Below are 21091 nucleotides of genomic sequence, written 5' to 3' on the forward strand. Positions count from 1 at the left end.
ATCAAATTGTCACATTTATCAATTTTTTCATGTTAACTACGTCAAGACGATCCATCTGTCTGATTGGTAATGCTGTTGACGAGTACGGGAAGGACGCGCTTAAATCGATATTTATCCGAGGCGGAAAAATCGAAGACATCGAGTCGGGAAGGGTTGATGTTGATACCGGCCAATGGGAAATTATTGAGCTTAGCGATGCTGATCTGATCTTTCCTGGATTCATCAATTTACACACGCACACCGACTATAATATATTCCCATTGTGGACCAGCCCGGTTCTCTGGAAAAGCCGACATCAGTGGCGCGCAAACAATGAGTATCGGACGCATGTCAAAGAGTTCAAAGCTTTCATTGAAAAAAGCTGGACGGACCATCATGACTTGATTTTGCGCGCCGCCAGTTACATTCATCACGACCCGCAAGTGCTCTTTAAAAAAGACCTGGTGGCAACCCAATCGATTCTTGTCGAATTTCTGTCGGGGGTAAAGAAAATGCATGGTATTGTAACCGAACTACAGGCGGTCGCCGGTGGCACAACGCTAATTCAGCAGACGATGGATTTGAGCAAAGAATCTAGCGATGAAAAATCATTTATTATCAGAAACACTGGGAATTTGACAGATCTGGATTTAGTTGGAAAAAAAGCGATTGAGTCGGTTGTTGATTTTTTTCAGCCTGCTCCTGATATGTCTGGTGATCCAGCAGCGGCCAGTGGTAATACTGCTAACTTCGCGACCGTGCAACGTGGTGGGCTAACTCAATTTATCCAGGAAGTGAAGGGCGGCAATCAAACCCGGCTAGCAACAATTGCACACCTTGCTGAGGGAAGGTCGGGTAATCTGCTTCCAGGGCCGGATGAATATAGCCGGAATGAGTTTGTGGCATTTATCGACGCTTGTTCCAAGAACTCAATCGGCCCACGCTTAAGACAAGCGAAGCTATCGTTGACCCATGTAAATGGAATTAATACCGACGATGACCTGCATCTGCACTTTCTTCAAGATAATCAGATCAGCCTTATTTGGTCGCCAGTTTCGAACCTTTTGCTTTACGGCGATACAATTTCTGTGGAAAAATTGTTAGCGGCAGGAGTTAATATATGTCTGGGTTCTGATTGGGCTCCAAGCGGCAGCAAGCATGTTTGGGACGAATTGAAGTTTGCTTATCAACTATCTCAGAACATTGGCCGTCCGATTCCAACTGTTGAACTTTATAAAATGGCCAGCGTGAATGCTACCGCCGCATTGGGAGGATTAAAATGTGGAAAGATCCAGAAAGGATTTTTTGCGGATTTTTTCATATTGAGAAGAGATGTTACTAACCAGTCGCCGATGGACGCGTTGATCAAACTTGATGACCGGGCTGTTTTGGCAACTATCGTAAATGGAAGGATCGTGTACGGCTCGCCTGAGATCTATGACAAACTCGGCGTGCTGGACTATGAAACGATTTCCAAATCCGAAGGGAAAGTAGCGCAGACCAAAGCGGTGAGCATCAACAAGCAGCTAGAATTTGAATTGGGCAAATCATTGGCGTTACTTGATGAGTTGTTTGGATATTACACCTTGAAGGTCCTAAACGAGCCTAATCTGAAAAGGACCAAATTACTGTCTGCTGACGATGAGCTTTACCGCAAAAGAATTGCTCAGGTGCTGCAAATGGCAGACAGGAGGAATTTTTAGTTGTGCGAACCAATAACCTGTCTGGCCTGGATGGTGATTGGGCTGCAAAGACGCAGATGGAATCTTGCTGATTTGAATTTGCCTTTGACCTAAAAAATACCTTTAGGACTTTGGAGCGGGCTCCTGAACTGCTGCGTGGGGCGCATTCCAGCAATAAAATCGGTAAATTTGGCGTGCTTGCTTATTATCGAATTCGTGAGAAGAGATATTTCTTGGCAGCAAAAAGGCTTTTATCTTCTTTCATGGCTTTGTAGCCGTTGACCGATACAGTCTTCTCAAATTTCCAATAAGACGGCCTTGATTGTTGCCAAGACTATCTGAAGAGAATCAATGCTTCCATTCTCAATGCCTTTTTCAAAGTCTTCGCCTTCTTGGGCCATTGTATTAGTCAAATGAGCATAACAAATAATATTGACCTGCTTAACGGTAGCAAAAGCATACAAAGCAGCCGCTTCCATTTCGACGGAAGTAACATTTTGTGTTTTTGCATATTCAATGGCGGTTTGTGTTTCCCGGTAGGGGGCATCTGTTGTCCAGCTTTTACCGGTTTCAACCATCAGTTGGCTTGATTGGAAATATCTTTGTAACCTCTCTTTCAACGACTGGCTCAATTCGGCAGGGTGGCCTGCTGGCAGATAGTGATAGCTAGTACCTTCATCTCTTAGGGCCTGTTCGATAAGAATGAATTTGGCATCGTTTTTGGGGGCATTTATGGCTCCTGCCGACGTAATGCTAATTAGTAGCTTGCATCCAGATACAAACATCTGTTCCGCCAGCAGCACCGCATAGGAAGCGCCAACGGCACATCCGATAATCCCAAAATCAAGTCCATCGAAGCTGGCATCATAAAGGGTGGAATGATAACAGGCCCAGAAAGGATTACGGCTGCACAAGCCATTTTTTACTAAGTATGAGACAATGTCCCCATCCGGATCTAGGACACAGACGGCAGGAATTTGGCCCTGAGGAATATTTTTTTGTCTTCGGGCTTCGCGTAAAAGGTTCTCTGCTAGAAAAACAGAGGGTTCTTTGTACGCTTTATTTGCATTGATGGCTGAATTTTCGTTTGATAGTGTTTTAGCTTCCGGCATGGGCATAAGGGCAGATTTACAGTTTTAAAAGCCGATACGGATCCAGTCAACTGGACCCGTATCATTAAATGGATCTTTTAGTGGGCTGAATTTGAACTGATAAATTCAGTGATCGACGAGCCCATGTCATAGACCTGCGCGTTCGGAAATTGTTTTTTCAGCAGGCTTGCTGCGGTGGCTGAACGGTAACCGGAGCCGCAATGGATCAGGACCGGCTTGTCGGTAGGAATTTCGGCCATGCGCTTTGGCATTTCCTGTAAGGGTATATTAAGGCTACTTTTGAAAGCCGGTTGACTTTTGGCTTCTTTTGCTGTGCGCACGTCCACGATGGTATACTTGTTGTTTGCCGGATCGAATGAGTTCTTATCGAAAGCGGATAGGTGGTTTCCGTTTGCGGCGTTGTACTGGATCGTTCCCAAAATATTACCTTCGTAACCGATTGATGCCGCTTTCTTTAAGGAGGTCTGTATGCCAGATTCATCTGAGCCCACCAGATAAAATTTTGCGTTTGGTGAAACCAGTGTCCCGAGCCATGTTTCCATCGATCCTGAGCCCGGAATATTAATGGCCCCATCCAGATACGATTTCTGGAATGCCTGAGATGGCCTGACGTCGATGACTAGCATCCCTTTTTCGGGTTGATAGTTTCCGGATAGCTGCCTGATCTTGCTCACGCTCGGCTCGAAGGCAGGTGCCCCTTGGTTGTTCATGTGCACGTCATGGGCGAAATACTGGGGAATGAAGGGCTGATCGCTCAAAAGCACGTTCACGAATTCAGCTTTGCTGCGTTTCTCGAATGCGTAATTGTTCTGCTTTTCATAGCCGATCGTCGAGCTGGCGGCTTTCCGGATCGATTTACCACAAAGCGAACCTGCACCATGAGAAGGGTAGACAATAACATCATCGTCGAGTTTTGCGAATTTTTCGTGGATTGTCTCATACATCAATTCCGCCAGGTGCCTGCGCTGCTTGTCGCTCTCGGGAGAATAATCCAGTAAGTCAGGCCTACCCACGTCGCCCAGGAAAAGTGAATCGCCGCTGAATACCATTTTGTCCTTGCCGTCTTCATAGAGAACAACAGCGATGTGGTCAGGGGCATGGCCGGGTGTAAATAATGAGCGCAAACCAACCTTTTCCGATAACTTGATAACCTTCCCTTCATCGAAAGCAGTAAGCGGATATTGGCATTTGGTCAAGCCACTGGCATAAATCGGTACCTTCAGCGTCTGATGGATTTCCTGATGTGAACTGACAAAATCGGCATGCGGGTGCGTTTCGATAACCCCTATGATAGTTGCACCATGTTTGGTTGCAAAATCATAGTAAATCTGCGGATTTCGCTGTGGATCGATTAATATGACCTTCTTTTCTGCCATGACAGCATATGAAAAATGGGCAAGGCCTTTATCTTCAAATTGCTCGACAGTATAGCTGGCTGTGCTTAGTAGTGTTCGGGCAACAACTTTCAGGTTAGTCGCGATCGAGGCCAGGCCAAGGCCTGCCATATTCATCACAAATGTTCTTCTTTCCATTACTCCGGTATTATTTGATCAGCAAAAGTTTGATACATTGAAACACGGTCAGCTTGAACGACCAAGACAAAGGTATGATGAAAATTTATTTATTCAAGAAATCTATTGAATAATTGATTTTTGCATAACTTTGCGTTGCCAACTTATCAATGTATGGAAAAGCACGAATTTAAATCCAGGATTTACAGTGAGCTCGCGGCGCTTACGAAAGCGATGTCTAACCCTTTCCGTTTGCAGATTATAGATTTGCTAGCCCAGGGAAGCCGGACAGTTGAAGAGATCGCCGATCAGCTTTCGATAAGTATCGCTAATACCTCACAGCATTTGCAAGTTCTCAAAGGTGCCAGTCTGGTGGCAGTATATAAACAAGGGCATTATGCACACTACCGGCTGGCAAGCGATGAAGTGCTTGCCAGTTGGCATGGCCTGCGAGATCTGGGTATTAACCGGATGGCGGAAATAGATAGGACACTCAGGGAGTTCCGTGAAGAAAGGGAAAGCTTTGACAGCGTTTCAATCAACGAGTTGCTTGACAAAATTCAACAGGATAACGTTTTAATCGTTGATGTGCGGCCCGAAAAAGAATTTAACGCAGGGCACATATCGGGTGCCCGCTCGATTCCGATTGACCAGCTGGCCCAACACCTGGCAGATTGGCCTCAAGGGAAGGAGACGATAGTATACTGCCGTGGCCCTTTCTGCGTCTTCGCTGATGAAGCCGTACAGATGCTTTCCCAGAAGGGTATTCCCGTCAGACGTTTGGAAGAAGGTTTCCCGGAGTGGAAAATCCGTCACCTTCCAATAAGCATTTAGCAAAAAAAAAGCGCCAGCGATACTGGCGTTTTATTATGTCTTGTTATTCAAGTAATATATTGAATTATTGATTAAAATGAAAGCAGAAACGATTACTGGTGATCAGCTAAAGGAAAAATTTGAGCACAAGGACAATGTGGTTGTGCTCGACGTGCGGCCCCAGCAGCAGCGCGATGAATGGCAAATTGCGGGGAGTATCCATAAAGATGCCTACGAACGTTTGCAGCAAGGTGATTCTACGGTTTTTGATGATATGAACCTACCGAAGGACGTAACGATAGTGACTGTTTGCGCAGCCGGTCGGTCAAGTCAGTTGGCGGCTGACATCTTAGCTGAAAAAGGTTACCAGGCTTACTCGCTTGAAGGCGGGATGCAAGGCTGGAATTTCATATGGAATACTGCGGAAATCTCCGACGGGGAAGTGACCATCATTCAGGTCAGGCGGGTGGCGAAAGGCTGTTTGTCTTACCTGATCGGTTCGGCAGGCAGCGCGATGGTTATCGATGCGTCCCTTGATCCACAGATATATGTAGAACTTGCAGGTTCGCACAATTGGGCGATCCGATTCGTGGCTGATACCCATATCCATGCAGACTATATTTCCAGGACGATTGAACTTGCAAGTGTTACGGGTGCGGTACATTTGTTTACCGCAAATGCCGGTGTCGATTATCAATTTCAGCCGCTTGCAGATGGCCAGCAGCTGGATGTAGGATCTTCGTCAATCAGGGCCATTCATACACCCGGCCACACGCCTGAAAGTATCAGCTACCTGATCAATAACAAGTATTTGCTGGCCGGTGATACATTGTTTGCAGACGGTGTGGGAAGGCCGGATTTGAAGGCGGATGCGGAGCTCACCCGCGCAAAAGCTGGGCAACTGTTTGCTTCGCTTCAAAAAATTAAGGGCCTGGAAAGTGATCCGTTCATACTGCCTGCCCATACTTCGCAGGCGGTTGCGTTTGATGAAAAGCCCGTGGGTGACCATTTATCCTTACTACTGAGCCAAATACCATTTCTACAAATGGCCGAGCAACAATTCGTCCAGTCCATCATCGAGCGGATTCCTCTGCCGCCAGCAAATTATTTGCAAATCGCTGCGATCAACAAAAAAGGAGAGCATACAGACGTTGACGCGGCTCGCCTGGAAGCGGGCGCTAACCGGTGTGCTGTGTCGTGATCCGGTATTAACTCATATGAAATGAAGATTCAACTTGGCCTAAAAGAAAACTGGCAACAGTTTTCGCTTTTGGTATTGGTGAACATGCTGGTTGGCGGGATGGTTGGCCTGGAAAGGACTGTCGTCCCACTGGTGGGCACGGAGGAGTTCAAGATCGGCTCGGACATTGTGATCTTCTCATTTATCATTGCTTTCGGTATTGTCAAAGCATTTACCAACCTTGTTTCGGGTGTGTTGGCTGATTTGTATACCCGGAAACGGGTTTTGGTGGCTGGCTGGCTGGTGGGCTTACCCGTTCCGTTCTTGCTGGCCTGGGGGCCCAGCTGGAACTGGATTGTGGGAGCAAACGTGCTGCTTGGCATAAGCCAGGGGCTGGCATGGTCTATGACGGTGAACATGAAAATTGACCTGGTTGGTCCTCAAAGAAGGGGATTGGCGATGGGGCTTAATGAAGCTGCCGGATACGGTGCAGTAGGTTTAACAGCGCTGCTTACCGGTTATCTGGCATCCATTTACGGACTGAGGCCCCAGCCGTTTTACATTGGCATTGTATATACACTCACAGGGTTACTGTTGTCGATTTGGGTGATCAAGGATACCCGCGCTTACACGATGCTGGAATCCTTGAAAGGTCCTGGAAACGGAAATGCCGTTCCTTCGAAAAAGCCAGGTCTTTTAAGTGTTTTTAAAGAAGTGTCGATCGGCAATAAGGACCTGTTTGCCATTTCGCAGGCAGGTTTGATCAACAACCTTAACGATGGCATGTCCTGGGGGGTGTTCCCGATCCTTTTCATGTCTGCCGGCGTCGGCCTTGAAGGAGTAGGATGGATCAAGGCTGTCTACCCGATGGTATGGGGCGTCGGTCAAATCGTAACCGGGCCGCTTGCGGACAAAATTGGAAGAAAGCCGCTGATTGTATGGGGAATGATTGTTCAGGCAATAGGCCATCTGGTAATTGGTATTGGGCAGCTTCCAGCCCTGATTTCTGGATTGTCGGGTTCTGTGTTGCTCGGAATAGGCACTGCGATGGTGTATCCAGCTTTGCTTGCGGCAGTAGGCGATTCGTCTGCGCCCGAGTGGAGAGCGTCTGCGTTGGGCGTCTACCGTTTTTGGCGTGACATTGGCTACGCGGTTGGGGCATTGATGGCAGGTGTTGTTGCTGCCTGGCTCGGGATTATCTGGGCAGTGCATTTCGCAGGATTAATGACATTGGGCTCAGGCGTATTGGTTTGGGTGATGATGAAGGAAAGTAGAGCCGTTCGAAATTGAGGCACCATCCTGTGTCGTACCTGCTGGAAGCTTACTATTATTTTAATTTGATCGGGTAATAATTAGAAAATGGAATCAAGTCAAAACGGTCTATCGGTATTTAGAGTGGTCACCCCTGCTGCAAGTGCATAAGCATTTTATCAGACAGCTGGTGTGCTTATATCGGCTCTTGCCAGGTTAGTGGGTTTCAAGCTGGCGTATGATACAAGTCTGGCGACAGTGCTATTTTTTTGAAATTATTGTTTCTTGTGTTTCTTGTTTTTTCAGTAAACGATTTTTTGATTGGCAGGACTCACATGTGCACTCATCTAGACACGTAGGGTGGCAGTACATGTTTTTTAGTTATTCGGTTAAAATAAATATCTCTATGGTTGAAGGCGTATAGCAACGCTACTTCAACATACCAAAGCCCAAGTTGCTTTGCTTCAAAGATTGATTGAAGGCTAAGCTCCGTGAGCGATGAATATTTTTGAGTATTTCCGTGTGTAAGAGCATTTCTAATCTCAGTCAATGCCTCTGGACCATCAATGAATTTTGGTTCTTTCCCTGTTTTGGTTTTCTTTTCATTTTTTAAATTTTTCAATTCTGTTGGGATATCCAAGCTTAGTCCTACAGTTGAGCATAAGATTCTTACTTTGTTTTGTGCGCTTAAATTTTTAGCTTCTTGTCCTCTAATGATACCAAGCTTTTCAATTATGAGCCAGTTACATATTGTTTCTAACGCTGCCTGTACAAGAATAGTTGATCCCTCTAAGAGACCAGAGTTTTTATTTGATTCAAAGTACCAATGTAAGGCATAGTTGAGCAATTGACCGTTATTTTTCCAAACACTTTTAAATTGCTTCCACGTTAGATTGAAGCTTGTTTGGTCAAATGTTGAAGCCCAACTCGATACCCCGATATATGGATCGATCCTTTTTTCACTGTAATCCGACCAGACTTCTTTCCCCGCTTTGAATCCTTTCAGGAAGATGCATGATGTACGTTGTCCGTTCATGAAGCTCAGGAATTGATCGAGACATTTGAAGTGTTCATTTATTTTGTTATAAGTCTTGGTACCCTTCTTTGATACACATTCTCCTACGTATGAGATGAAATACCCGCCGCCATTTTTCGCTAAAACCTCCATTTTGTCAATATCTTTGTCATCAAGTCGAAGTATCGTTGTCTCATAATCATCATCCTCTAGTGTTATTTTTCTGCCGTGAAATCTTGCGCCATCTTCATCTCTCTCTGCGGTTTCGGCAGAGATCTTTCGTAGGTTTGGAATTGAAAAATTTACTGATTTGACAGATTTCGAAACGTCACCAATCGTTATATTTTTTATATAGCCTTCTAATGGAGTATTGAAGGGATCGGAATATGTACCTGTTCCTACTTCTTGTCCGTCGATGACAACTTTAAGACGATGAAAATGTAGCGCTATGGAATTTGTTCCGGGATTGAAATTGCCGCTGAAGCGAGTCCTTGGGATTGGGAACCATTGGAAGTCGATGGTGCCTTTGAGGTCCAGTGTTGTAGTATGATCAATTATTTGAAAGTCGCCCTCGTATATTTGAACATTTTCATTGATTTCAGGTATAACAATGGAATTTCCGATCCTTGTTTGACCTGTTACTTGTGTCTTTTTATGTAGTTGCTCAGGCTGTCTGGTATCGTCTTTCATAGATTGGACTGAAATTCAGGAAGATGCTGTTTGTATTGCTGTTGTTGGGGGAACTGAATTACATTAAAATAGGCTTGTTTGTTTATTTTGCACGCTGTCATTCCCTAACGGCGGCAAATTTTCATACCGCCAAAGCTTAAACTTGGGCATACCATCGGGCCGCGGTTTTTGTCCCCGGATGCTAAAGACAGTATGATAGTCAAGTGCCTCTGATGGCAGCATATACTCAAACACAGCCTTCATATCGGCGTCAGTGAAATGCTCGGATAGCCAGAATTCTTCAAGTTCGCGCGTTAAAAAAAGCGGCATCCGGTGCTTAAACTCGCCATCATTATGAATGTTTGCCATCAGCTCATTAGCCGTCCGGGTCAGCATCCCAAAGCTTGCGCTCTGTCTTTTTTCACCAGCTGGTCCGACTGACTCAATAATCTGAAATAGGCCTGGCAAAAACTGCATCTTCCGATCTTTCGGCCAGATGTAGTAGGGGACTTTCTTTGCCCAGCCCTGAATACGCCTGTGCTCGTAAGTGCCAGTTACTGGTATGAGACACCGGTTTTGCCGAATCCGATGCGCGTAGGAGCGGGTATCGCCCAGAACCCGCTCAGACTGGATGTCCGCCATCTTGGTACGGCGCTTCCTTCTTTCAACCGGATTCTTCTCGTAAACAGGATCAAGCGACCATTCCATTTCCGAAAGAATCAACTCTGAACCCTGACGGGTGATGACCGGGTACTCGGGAAACGCGAAGGCGCTGAGATGATCGTAGACCGGCGAATCCTGGATGATGCGCTTGTCCTTGATTTTGGGAAATACCTCCTTGGTCAGCTCAATATCGCTGTGAAGGGATATGTCGTAACAGAGCTGACGCCGGAACAGGTAAGAAATCATATAAAAGGGGTGCTTATTTTATCATTTCATACAGGTCAAACTCATGCTCGGGCCCGTTGGCTGTGACCGTAGCTTTGAGCCTGCCAAATTTCAAATCCATTTGAATGACGATCGCGTCGTTGGAACTGATCGGCATGCGGGATTTGATGTAAGATATCATACTTCTTTGGTACAATTTAATCATTTTTTTGTTCCATGACTCTTCCCGGAAAGTGCAAAGGAAAAGGCTGTACCTAGGGTCGTTGATCAGGGCGGTGATTTTGTCGATATCAGCGAAGAGGTTCAATAGCTTTCCTTCCTTCTCTGCCAGCTGGGCAGCATGCACCTTCCCGGACTTTTCATCCTTGTAAGGAGTTGCCATAAACCCGTGGCCTTCCTTGATTCCCGGCCAGTTGAAGCGTTGCAGCACAATGAAGTGGTTGCCGTGCTGGGTAATGCGCCGGATCATGGGCAGGTTCAGGATTTCAAAGGGGTTATAAGCGGCTACCATAGCGGGAGTACTGATTAACGGAAGTTACGGCCGGAAGGAAAAATTTCCAATTGCACGGCCTTCTTTCTGACTTGGGTTTTACGGTTAACAGACTGAGAAACATATTCATCTTTTTCATCAGCGCGCGAAAGGGTCATCACATCTGGATCTTCGTCTTTCTGGTTGAGTTGACGCAGCAGCGGAGACATATCATAACACCGCCGGACGACCACGTGGATCACTTCGCCTTCGATTTGTAGCTTTCCTTCAACCATCAAAAGCCGTGAGCGCAGGATCTCCTTGCGGTACTTTTCAAACAGACTCTGAAAGACGACCAGGTTAGCTACTCCGGATTCGTCCTCGATCGTAATAAAACACACCCCACCGGCAGTGCCTGGACGCTGGCGGACGAGCACCAGGCCTGCCACCCGGACAAACTGCTTGTCGCGTAGCTTAAAAAGATCGGCAGTCCGGATGGCCCGTTTAGCTGCGAGCTCGGCTCGGACAAATGATACTGGATGCGCTTTCAGCGAAAGGGAGGTAGACATATAGTCCTGCACGACATGCTCGGAAAGCGAGAGCTTGGGCAGCTCCACGGGCGCTTCAAACTCGCTGGCTGACTTGTGCCCTTTGAAAGCGCCCATCGGCCGGTCGGAGAGGGCTGTCGCCTCCCACATCGCCTGGCGGCGGTCCATACCCATTGAGCGGAAAGCGTCTGCGTCGGCCAGCTTTTCCAGCGCCTCTTGTGAGACGCCGGCATCCCGCATCAAGTGGATGGCTGTATAAGGCGCGGTACGGCCACCCACCAATGCAGCGACATCCTGCTCAGAAAGGCCTTTGACTTGTCTGAAGCCAAGCCTGATCGCCCTATATTCCCCTTCTGGCTCCTCGAGCGTATTGTCCCACTGCGAAATGTTCACATCCACCGGCCTGACTTTTACCCCATGCTTCTGCGCATCGATCACGATTTGGGACGGCTGATAAAAGCCCATGGGCTGGCTGTTCAACAGCGATGTTGCGAACACGTCCGGATAGTAGCACTTCATCCAGCAGGAAACATAGACTAAAAGCGCGAAGCTGGCAGCATGGCTTTCGGGAAACCCGTAGCTTCCAAAACCTTCGAGCTGCTTGAAGATGCGCCGCGCATATTCTTCCGTATAGCCGCGAGCGGTCATCCCGTCAATCAATTTCTTTTCAAACTGTGTGACTAGCCCGTTTAGCTTAAAAGTTGCCATACTGCGGCGCAGCTTATCGGCTTCGGCAGGGGTGAATCCGGCAGCGACGATCGCGATCTTCATCGCCTGCTCCTGGAAAAGCGGTACACCCAGGGTCCGGCCTAAAATGTCTTCAAGCTCCTTGGAAGGATATTCGACGGGCTCTTCGCCGTTTCGCCTTCTCAGGTAAGGATGCACCATATCCCCCTGGATTGGGCCCGGACGGACGATGGCCACCTCGATCACCAGGTCATAGAAGTTTTGGGGTCGGAGCCTGGGCAACATCGACTGCTGCGCCCGGCTCTCGATCTGGAATACCCCGATCGTATCGGCATGCGATATCATCTCATACACTTTCGGATCATCCTGCGGCACGGTAGCCAGCGTGTAGGTTTTACCGTAATGGTCTTTCAACAGGTCAAACCCTTTGCGGATACAAGTCAGCATCCCCAGGGCAAGTACATCAATTTTAAGAAACCCCAGCGTGTCGATATCGTCTTTGTTCCATTCAATATTGGTGCGGTCTTCCATTCTCGCGTTAATGATCGGGCATAAGTCAGTGATCTTTCCTTGGGTGATCACAAAGCCGCCGGTGTGTTGTCCGAGCTGACGCGGAAAGCCCATAAACTGCCGGGTCAGATCCAGCGTCTTTAAGAGGTGCGGGTCATTGGCATTAAAGCCCTGATCAGAAATGCGCTTTCCTTCAAACCACTCGTCAGTAAACTCCCAGATTGAGCTAGATAGTTTGTTGATCGCATCCACGGACATTCCCATCGCTTTGGCCACATCCCGTACTGCGCCCTTCTGGTGCAGCTGGGTGACCGTGGCCACAATCGCAGAGCGGTCACGGCCATATTTTTGGTAGATGTACTGGATCACTTCTTCACGGCGCTCATGCTCAAAATCCACATCGATATCAGGCGGCTCGTTTCTAGCCGACGAGATAAACCGCTCAAACAAAAGGTCAAACTTGGTCGGATCAACACTGGTGATCCCAAGGCAAAAGCAGACGGTCGAGTTGGCCGCAGAACCGCGCCCCTGGCAGAGGATGCCGCGTTCGCGCGCGAAGCGGACAATATCGTAGACAGTGAGAAAATAGGCTGCATAATCCATTTCGGCCACGAATTTGAGCTCGTGCTCGATTGCTGTTACTACTTTTTCAGGCACGGGCTCCCCATAAAAGTCTTTGGCCCCTTTCCAGGCCAGGTGCGTAAGCTCTTCCTGTGGAGAACGGTCGCCACCGGTAATCTCTTCGGGGTAGACGTATTTGAGACTGTCGAGCGTAAAGGTGCAAGCTTCTGCGATTTCCTGGGTACGGGCGATCGCGCCCGGATACCCGCGAAAGATCCGGAGCATTTCAGCCTGGTCTTTCAAATGACGCTCCGCATTCTGGTGCAGCCGGAAGCCCGCATTGTAGATTGTGCATTTCTCGCGCACGCAGGTGACGATGTCTTGTAGCTGACGCCTGTCAGGGTGATGGTAATGCACATCATTGGTGGCCACCAGCGGAACATCCAGCCGGGCGGAAATCTCAGAGAGCCGGAAGAACTTTTTGACATCGCTTTCCACGTAGGAGCGGGTAGCGGCAAGGTAAAGCTCACTGCCCAGCTGCTCACGGTAATCGCGCAGCGCGCGCTCAAATCCAGCATCAAACTCAAAGGATGGATTGAGCGTCAGTGGTGGCACGGCTATAAACTTCATCCCCTGGGCATACTCATACACATCGCGCCGGTAGAGATCGCATTTGCCTTTTTCGGTCCTTCGGTTGCCCAGCGATAGCAGCGCCGAGAGGCGCGCATAAGCGGGCTGATCCGTAGGGTAGGCCAGAAGGCTGGGCCCGTCGATCAGGTCAAGCCGGGCGGCAGGGATGATATCAAATCCTTTGCCGCGTGCGGCCGAGTGCGCGCGGACGATTCCTGCAAGCGTGTTGCGGTCGGTAATGGCTATTTTCTTGTAGCCGTAATGGATCGCCTGGTCTACGAGCTCTTCGGGGTGTGAAGCGCCTCTGAGAAAGCTGAAATTGGTTGTTACCTGTAATTCGGTGTATTGCATGGCATCAGGAAGGTTTCTTATGCGAAAAAGCCGTGGATGAACCACTCGGCGCTCAACTCTTCATTATAGTGGCCAAGCCGGAAGATCCAGTAGCGGCCACCCTGCTCGTCTTCGACGGAATAGTAGTCGCGGTGCATTCCGTCCGAGATCCACCATTCCTGCTCGATGCGGCTGGGTCCATCCGCTTTCTGGATCCGGTGGATCTCGCCTTTGTATCGGAATAGCATCGGCGGGTAATCCGGTACCGGTGCGGAGACGGTGATCCGTTCCGGCTCGGACAGCAGCTGCACCGGCCGGTGCAGATCGGTCCGCCAGTCGGTTTCTGGCTGATCAGTCAAAGATGTTGCCTGGGTGATTGCGCGCTCCGGCCAGTGGTGCTGGGCGGGAAGGTAGCGGTGGATCACATCCGCGCCGGCGCGGGCGCTGAGCCGGTCGATCAGCTCTGCGATCTGCGTCATCTTGTTGGCGCTGCTTAAATCCCACAGGGCTTCCTGGGCGTTTCCCAAAGGCTCCGTCACCGGCGCTTCCAGCACAAAGAGCTCTATGCCCAGGGCAGGCTCGATACTTGATATTTTCAGCTCAAAGAGCTTGAACATGTGGGAGCTGCTGCATGATGGCCCGCTGGTGCCGATCTGGATTTGCTGAATTTCGCCATCAATCCGGTAGCAGTGCAGCACGGCCTGCCGCGCGCCCTTGCCGTCTTTGACCAGGCGCTCACAAAGCTTTTCCAGTAGCTTCTCTATGGCGATCTCGATGCCAGCAGCTGTCCGGATTGGTTCCAGGCTGGAAAGCCGCTCCTGATACGGCTCCACAGGACAGACCGGCTCAAAGGCCTCGAGAGAATTGCCCAGGGCCTTTCCGATCTGATCGAGCGTCGCCTGGCCAAACCTTCGGCGTAATACCGAAGCCGGCATATATATAAAGCTTTTGATCTGGTAGAGCCCAAGCTTTTGCATTTTCTCGATGACAGCGGCTTGCAGCCTGAGCGCATGGGGCGGTAGTTGCAAGAGCGCGGAGAGCTGCTCGCCTGGATCAATGATCGGGAAGGCGCGCGAGTAGCGCGAGACTGCCCAGGCCGCGCCGATCGTATCTGCCATCGCGGTGCGGACATCATAGCCAGATGCTTTCAAACGAGAAGCAATATCTTTCAGATAGGCGGTTTCGCTGCCCCACAAATGCACGCAGCCGGTCGCATCCAGGATCAGACCATCAGGCAGATCGACTCCGACCAGCGGCGAGTAGCGGATCGTCCATTCGGCCAGGGCCGCAAGCAGCTTCTCTGCCAGCGCCGGATCGTAATCAAGCACTTCCAGGTCTGGCTGCACCGCACGCGCGTCAGCGAGCACCATCCCGACTTCAATGCCTAGCTTCCGCGCATCGCGGCTGGCTGCTTTGACCAGCATGCGCCCGCGCTCTTTGGTTGAAAGCACAAACGGTTTTCCAGCCAGCTCCGGCTGGCGGAGCAGCACCCGGTCTACCAACAGGTGCCGGAACCATATAGCCACATATCTTTTCATACTCACAGCGCTTTCTATCCGGCCTCTGATATGAACTGGTGAGAGGGAACAGATTCTCCAATCAGCTCAAAACTGCCATCATGGAACTCCAAAGGCCAGCTACCTGGCTCGCCGCTACGTACTTTCTCGATCGTCACCTGCCAGCGCGGAAAGCCGATGCCGGGAAGCACAAGGTCGCTGGCTCCTGGAAGCGGGCTGATCCGCCAGCGGCAGACTGCGGCAACGGGGTTTGAAAGGCGAGGGGATACCCGGTGCAAAAGGCCTGTGACCTTACTTTTCTCGACGGTAAGCTGCAACCGCCTGGACTCAGTCAGGTTCAGCTCCTTAATTTCGCCTACGACCGCTGAGAGCGCGTCACATTTGAGCGCTTCCTCAATCGCCCAGAGCAGATCTTTTTCTTTTTTCAGGTCAACAAAGATCACCCGGTCGGGAGCGACCCCGAAATGGCTCAACGCGAACGGGTAGACCGTGCGGTGACGACCGACCCAAACGCAAAGCCCGTCTTCTTTCATCATTTTACCTGCCAGCGCAGCCATAAAGCCCGAGGTGGCCGCAGTCTGCTCCGGGGAATGGCTGACAAATTCATGCATGCCCACACGGGGGAAGATCCCCTCCGGAAATGCTTTCATTACTGGCCCAAGGCCAAAATCGTCGTGTTTGACGCCCAACGCTGGCGCACGGAAGCCCTGCAAAGCGAGGATATCGCTTCTGAGCCTGGCAACCAGCTCACTTTTTTTCAATGCAGTTTCCATAATATGAATGTTTTATTATATCTGGTATTATTAGTATCATTGATGTGATTTCAATAATAACATTATGCCATGACAAGCGCAAAGATTTTTTTTGGTACCAACATCCGGTTTCTCAGGGAGCGTAGGAAACTAACGCAGGAAGATTTCGCCGAGCAGCTGGGCTTCACAAGGGTCAAACTAGCTGCGATAGAGGCGGGAAGGACGGAAAACCCGGCAGCGGCAGACATAATCAAATTCTCGGATTTCTTCGGGCTTTCGATCGACAATCTTTTTCGGGTGGATCTTCGTGGGGTAGGGGAGTTGCCGCTCCGGGAGCTGGAAGCGGGGAACGAGCTCTACATGAAAGGCACCAACCTTCGGGTGCTGGCCATTTCGACCGATAAGACGAACAAGGAGAATGTCGAGTACGTGCCCATCAAGGCCAAGGCAGGTTACCGCAGCGGGTATACGAACCCTGAATTCATCGCTTCGCTTCCCAAGTATTCAGTGCCAGGCCTTCCGCAGACCGGCACCTTCCGGATGTTTCCGACGATAGGTGACTCGATGCTGCCGGTGCCCGAGGGCGCGGACGTGATCTGCCGATATGTGGAGGACTGGACTTCTTTGAAGCCGGGGACTCTCTGCATTGTAATCCTGGACGGGGAGCAGGACTTTGTCTTCAAGAAAGTGACTGTTTTAATAGAGGGGAAGAAAATCCTTCTGGAATCGCTGAACCGGTCGTATGAGCCTTACGAGGTCAGAACTGGTGACGTGCTGGAAATCTGGAAGTTTCACAGCTACTTTTCTAAGGACGTGCCTGAACGGATTTCAGAGGTACAGCATATTTCGCAGACTATGGAGACTATTTTAAAACAGCTAAAAGAAATGCAAGAAAAGTTGAAAATGCCTGAGCCGGTTGTGGCTTGAAAATCGTATTGCTTTTCAATCTTCCCCTTTCATCACCTGGAACTGGCCCATTTTATAAAAAAGTCCCATTCATAATTGTCTTGCTCGCTAAAAGATTTAAAAAATTGAATCGCGTATTCAGCCAATAATGTCCCAACACGATCCAAATTTCGATAATTCATATGGATAGTGATGCAATTATCAATTTCGGTTGACTCTGGGAAAAGTCGATCAAAAAGGGCTTCATGATATTTAGTTTTGAAGGCCGTGGATTTCAAAATCCTGCCTTGTGAATGGGTAATGGCATGTCGAGCGTCCGAGACAACAGTCCAAAATTCTTTGAATTTAATATTTTCATGGTTTTTGCTAGAGTACTTTTTGGCCTTCTCACCCGCGGCCTTCATAACTAGGGCAAAGAGTTTGTCACCACCAGGAAGGGTCGAACGGTCATACATAACCTTATTTGTTTCTTTGCGATATTCGAGGATCGCCACATTCTTTGATGATCGAGTCATAATCCATTCTTTAAATAGTGTGTTTACGCGTTCGAACATCTGTACAAAGGAGTATTGGCAATGAAACGATAGCATGTAGTATGCGTCATTTGCGTAAGTCTCTTGCCTTATAGAATTAAATATTCCAGAATGATGGTTTAATTTCCAACCGTTTTCAGTTGGACCAGTCCAGTCACTGATAATTAATGCTGATGATGTAATTGTCTGAATTTCCCTATTTAGGTCATTATCATATCGCTTAACGGACTGTTCTAGTACCGACTTGAAGTGCAAAGACCTTATTTTGAGTTGGTTGATGTTGCCTAGGAATTCTTGGAGAGAAGGCTGATAGGGATTCATTGATATATAATGTTTGGGCCAAAATAAGCTGATTTAACAGAATGGCGCATTTTAACAACCTAGAATTATAGCAATTACCAGCGATTGGCTAATTTTGACTCTCGATCGAATTCCAAGATAAGGTTGACTAGCGCTCCAATAAATAATGGCCCAAACCCGCCGCTTTTATTAGCGGTACGGTTCTTACCAAATCTCTTGTCCAATACATGGTTCCGGGCTTAACGTAGATTAAGTTCATTATGTCATTGAAATCATTTACTTTCAGCTTGATATGTAGGTCTCTCGCAAGCAAGATCATCCATTGATTAAATGTATTTGCCCAAAGGTCAACGTTCTTCCAATCGATATTTTCGTATCGAGAAAGGAAGGTCAAAATTGGTTTCGTTGATTCTTCGAAAAATGCACCGTGATTTTTCTTGTGAGCAAGTGACTCACGTAATTTGTCGAATTGCTCAAATTTCTGTTGCTCACTCCGGAGATGGTTCATGAATTCGGTCTCATCTTTTTTCAACATAGCTCTCGTTGAATAGATATCCGCTTGAAGCTGAATGACATCGGCAGTATCCAAAACTTCTGGGCCTGTTAGCAGAGCTCCGAAGATCGATTTCTCAATATTGTTGTTTACTTTTTGACCTGACATTGTACGGAGGTAATTGTCGGGGTCTTCCATCTTAAACCTATCGCTATATTTGTGAAATGCCCGAATGGCGTCTTTCCAAATTTCTGGTTTTTTCACCATCGCGTCTGTTTTATGGAATTCGTAGGCAGAGACGAAGGTGCCGATAAGATGACAATCCTCGAAATCTTTTTCATTTATTTGTCCTTCGGCTATTGCATACCAAATGTTGGTGTCGCAGATAACAATCTTGTCTTTTTTTGCCATAGGAGGGTTAGCTTACTAGTTTTTTTCAGAAAATGAAGGTACTGTTTTAACATTGAGCTAAAACACCTGATAATCTAAATTTGATTTAACGGTTCGACAGTCCGTTCTCCGTTGGTCTCAACGAATGGCGGCATTTCAGTTTTCTTCTGCTATAATGGCCTGCTCCCTGAGAGAAGCAACGCAAGGTGCACAAAGCAGCCTGCACGGCAATCACGCTGCCCGCTCCATTCGCTTCGCTCCCGTGTTGGTGTTGCTTTTCCAGGCTTTCACTTCGTGCTGGGGGCATTGTTCTCCAACGGTAGAGGCCTACAAACAGCAGAAATATGGAAACTGAGCAATTAACCATCGGCACTCTCACAATTCACTGGCACTCAAAACTGGTACCGGCATCCAATCGTCCGAAAAATGCTATACACAGACGGGATCCGGTATATGATGGCAAAGGCCGGGGCATTCTGGCTTATCGATGAAATTGCATTCCAACAGTTTCATCCGAGGGTAAAAAAAGAAGAATTCCAAGTCTGGGTGCTTAAAGTCAATCTCGAAGGGTCAACGGCAGTTCTTCATTGCGAGGATGGTAACGGGCGGGTCCTATGTTCAAAGCTAATCCCGTACACCGATTTCCCTTGCAAGAAATCAAAATCTATGTTTCAGATAACGTAATTCTACTTCCGAGTGAAAACTGACTGTTGAAACGGCTGCTGCCGGAAAGCAGCAGCTTTTTTTCTCACCAGTTACAATTTTGAATATATGTGGGCAGGAGCGGATTTCTCAGGTTCAGGTACTCTATTTAACATGAGATAAGTTACAGAAATTCGTGATCAAAAGTGTGAGGGCGATTGCGGTAGGCTAATTCACTTCATATGCCTGCAACCAAACGGGTTTCAAATTAGTCTTCGTGGAAATTACACCATCCGACTATGAAATTCATTCTACCTATTCTCTTCGTGGGCCTTCTTGTTTCTTGCCAGAAAAAGATCGACCCCGAGATTCCGGCTGGAGCATTGATTAAGATCACGGCCCTGGGAAAACTTCATCAGAAGCTGGAATACGGCAACGGGAAGGTCTTTCGCTTGTTGGCTTATAATAGTTGTGAGTTACCCTATTCGATCGTCGACTTTGGTTATGATGATGATAAAATCAACTTTATCAGGAAGGGCGACCGCGGCCTTCTGTCGTCGTGGAGCGGCGCGACGTGCGACCCGAACCTGCCGTTCGAATATCAAAACTATTCGTTTGAACGGGACAAGCAGGGCCGTATCAGCAAAGTAACTGGCAAATACATGACGGCGACTTATACTTACAACGGCCAAAAGGCGATCGTGCAGGTAAACCGCGAATCGGGCGATCCGGCCTGGAACATTTACCTGACATTCGACGGTAACGGCAACATCATCGAACGGCGCAACTCGGAGACTGACACCCTGGGCCTGACGCGCTTTGAGTACGACAACCACACCAACCCGTTGCGCGGACTCGATTCGTTCGGCATGCCAAATCCGTTCACATGCCCTAACAACGTCCTGCGTTCAATTGACTCACGCGGGCAAGTGCAGTGGGAGCGGAAATTCACCTACAACAACGATGGCAGGCCGCTGAGCCTGAGCGAAGGAACGGGCATTGAATATCAGTATCATTATCAAGACAACTGAGGGACGAGCCGGGACAGGTGGTCCTGTGTAATTCACAATTGTTGGAGATTAATGTAAAAGCGCCTTTGTGATATGAAAAAAATTGGTTGGATATTAGTTCTATTGCTACTGAGCTGCGAAGAGTCTGAAACGCCCACATCTTCATGCCAGGCGCATGCGAGAGACTCCTCGGGTTGTTATACAAAATACGACCCGGTCTGTGGTTGTGATGAGAAAACTTACTCCAATGACTGTGAAGCAAGGGCTCACGGAATAACTTCTTTCTCATCAGGTAAGTGCGCCTCCAATAATTGACTAGTAAGGATTTCAATACTTGATTGCTGCCTTAGCATTTGTTTTTATTTGTGAACCATTCAGATTGATTTAGATATGACCACCGAATTGCGTCTAACAGAATCCCAGAAGCTGGAAGTTGGCAAAATAGTTAGCATACTTAACAGAAACAGTGGCTTCGTTAGAGCCGCGTTGTACGGAGAAGTCCTGCGTGTTTACGCGTCGAAAACGGAGATTGAAAGATAAAGGTAGATATCCGAAAATTCTGATGAAAAAGCCAGTGTTCGAGTAATATATTCAACATAATGTAAGTCATATGTGCCTGGAAACTGGGTCCAAAACCAATACCGAATCGCGACTAAGGATAATCTACAAACCATAACGGTCTACATATTCAACCTCATGATTCGTGGAAGAGC

General features: G+C 48.2%; 17 protein-coding genes and 1 pseudogene. 8 read left to right on the forward strand and 10 right to left on the reverse strand.

What is annotated here, in order from left to right; all coding sequences use genetic code 11:
• The first annotated feature begins 29 nt into the window (after positions 1-29).
• The gene (locus tag J2Y43_RS29830; RefSeq protein ID WP_309991293.1) at positions 30-1682 is read left to right on the forward strand and encodes an amidohydrolase family protein; all 1653 of its coding nucleotides are present in this window, start codon (positions 30-32) and stop codon (positions 1680-1682) included.
• 275 nt (positions 1683-1957) lie between these two features.
• Here J2Y43_RS29830 and J2Y43_RS29835 read toward each other — a convergent pair whose 3' ends face one another.
• A complete protein-coding gene (locus J2Y43_RS29835; protein ID WP_309991295.1) occupies positions 1958-2773 on the reverse strand; it encodes a nucleoside phosphorylase in 816 nt (271 codons plus the stop codon).
• Between the two features lie 77 nt (positions 2774-2850).
• Positions 2851-4305, reverse strand: a complete 1455-nt coding sequence (locus J2Y43_RS29840) for an MBL fold metallo-hydrolase (RefSeq protein WP_309991298.1) — start codon at positions 4303-4305, stop codon at positions 2851-2853.
• A 153-nt stretch (positions 4306-4458) separates the two neighbouring features.
• Here J2Y43_RS29840 and J2Y43_RS29845 point away from each other — a divergent pair, with 153 nt between their 5' ends.
• From J2Y43_RS29845 to J2Y43_RS29855, 3 genes are all read left to right on the forward strand, one after another.
• On the forward strand, positions 4459-5118 hold the full coding sequence (locus J2Y43_RS29845; protein WP_309991301.1) for a metalloregulator ArsR/SmtB family transcription factor: 660 nt from the start codon (positions 4459-4461) through the stop codon (positions 5116-5118).
• A 76-nt stretch (positions 5119-5194) separates the two neighbouring features.
• A complete protein-coding gene (locus J2Y43_RS29850) occupies positions 5195-6298 on the forward strand; it encodes a rhodanese-like domain-containing protein (protein WP_309991304.1) in 1104 nt (367 codons plus the stop codon).
• Between the two features lie 21 nt (positions 6299-6319).
• Positions 6320-7567: an MFS transporter gene (locus J2Y43_RS29855; RefSeq protein WP_309991305.1), complete on the forward strand. Its 1248-nt coding sequence runs from the start codon at positions 6320-6322 to the stop codon at positions 7565-7567.
• 304 nt (positions 7568-7871) lie between these two features.
• On the opposite strand, the gene J2Y43_RS29860 is transcribed toward J2Y43_RS29855, so the two are convergent.
• From J2Y43_RS29860 to J2Y43_RS29885, 6 genes are all read right to left on the reverse strand, one after another.
• Complete coding sequence (locus tag J2Y43_RS29860) at positions 7872-9233, reverse strand: hypothetical protein (RefSeq protein ID WP_309991308.1); 1362 nt, start codon at positions 9231-9233, stop codon at positions 7872-7874.
• Positions 9234-9296: 63 nt separating this feature from the next.
• The gene (locus J2Y43_RS29865) at positions 9297-10121 is read right to left on the reverse strand and encodes an SOS response-associated peptidase family protein (protein ID WP_309991311.1); all 825 of its coding nucleotides are present in this window, start codon (positions 10119-10121) and stop codon (positions 9297-9299) included.
• Between the two features lie 13 nt (positions 10122-10134).
• Entirely contained in the window at positions 10135-10611 is a 477-nt protein-coding gene (locus J2Y43_RS29870) for a hypothetical protein (protein WP_309991315.1), read from the reverse strand.
• A 14-nt stretch (positions 10612-10625) separates the two neighbouring features.
• A complete protein-coding gene (locus tag J2Y43_RS29875) occupies positions 10626-13856 on the reverse strand; it encodes an error-prone DNA polymerase (RefSeq protein WP_309991318.1) in 3231 nt (1076 codons plus the stop codon).
• Positions 13857-13873: 17 nt separating this feature from the next.
• Positions 13874-15373 carry a DNA polymerase Y family protein gene (locus J2Y43_RS29880; protein ID WP_309991321.1) on the reverse strand — a complete coding sequence of 500 codons (1500 nt, stop codon included), beginning with the start codon at positions 15371-15373 and terminating at the stop codon, positions 13874-13876.
• A gap of 14 nt (positions 15374-15387) precedes the next feature.
• On the reverse strand, positions 15388-16125 hold the full coding sequence (locus tag J2Y43_RS29885; protein ID WP_309991324.1) for an Error-prone repair protein ImuA: 738 nt from the start codon (positions 16123-16125) through the stop codon (positions 15388-15390).
• A 69-nt stretch (positions 16126-16194) separates the two neighbouring features.
• Between J2Y43_RS29885 and J2Y43_RS29890 the strand changes: the two genes are divergently transcribed.
• Positions 16195-17031, forward strand: a complete 837-nt coding sequence (locus J2Y43_RS29890; protein ID WP_309991327.1) for a LexA family transcriptional regulator — start codon at positions 16195-16197, stop codon at positions 17029-17031.
• A gap of 32 nt (positions 17032-17063) precedes the next feature.
• Here J2Y43_RS29890 and J2Y43_RS29895 read toward each other — a convergent pair whose 3' ends face one another.
• Together J2Y43_RS29895 and J2Y43_RS29900 are read right to left on the reverse strand one after the other, a co-directional pair.
• Positions 17064-17864, reverse strand: coding sequence for a hypothetical protein (locus J2Y43_RS29895; RefSeq protein WP_309991329.1), 801 nt, complete (start codon positions 17862-17864; stop codon positions 17064-17066).
• A 127-nt stretch (positions 17865-17991) separates the two neighbouring features.
• A complete protein-coding gene (locus J2Y43_RS29900) occupies positions 17992-18747 on the reverse strand; it encodes a hypothetical protein (protein WP_309991332.1) in 756 nt (251 codons plus the stop codon).
• 357 nt (positions 18748-19104) lie between these two features.
• On the opposite strand from J2Y43_RS29900, the pseudogene J2Y43_RS33680 reads away from it, so the two are divergent.
• From J2Y43_RS33680 to J2Y43_RS29910, 3 genes and pseudogenes are all read left to right on the forward strand, one after another.
• Positions 19105-19410: pseudogene (locus tag J2Y43_RS33680) on the forward strand (DUF6876 family protein); the annotation flags it as partial.
• Positions 19411-19667: 257 nt separating this feature from the next.
• Positions 19668-20399 carry a hypothetical protein gene (locus tag J2Y43_RS29905; RefSeq protein ID WP_309991336.1) on the forward strand — a complete coding sequence of 244 codons (732 nt, stop codon included), beginning with the start codon at positions 19668-19670 and terminating at the stop codon, positions 20397-20399.
• A gap of 72 nt (positions 20400-20471) precedes the next feature.
• Positions 20472-20693 (forward strand): Kazal-type serine protease inhibitor domain-containing protein, encoded by a 222-nt coding sequence (locus J2Y43_RS29910; RefSeq protein ID WP_309991339.1) that lies wholly within the window; start codon positions 20472-20474, stop codon positions 20691-20693.
• The last annotated feature ends 398 nt before the right edge of the window (positions 20694-21091 follow it).

Source organism: Dyadobacter sp. BE31 (assembly GCF_031457695.1).
In the GTDB taxonomy this organism is placed as follows: Bacteria; Bacteroidota; Bacteroidia; order Cytophagales; family Spirosomataceae; genus Dyadobacter.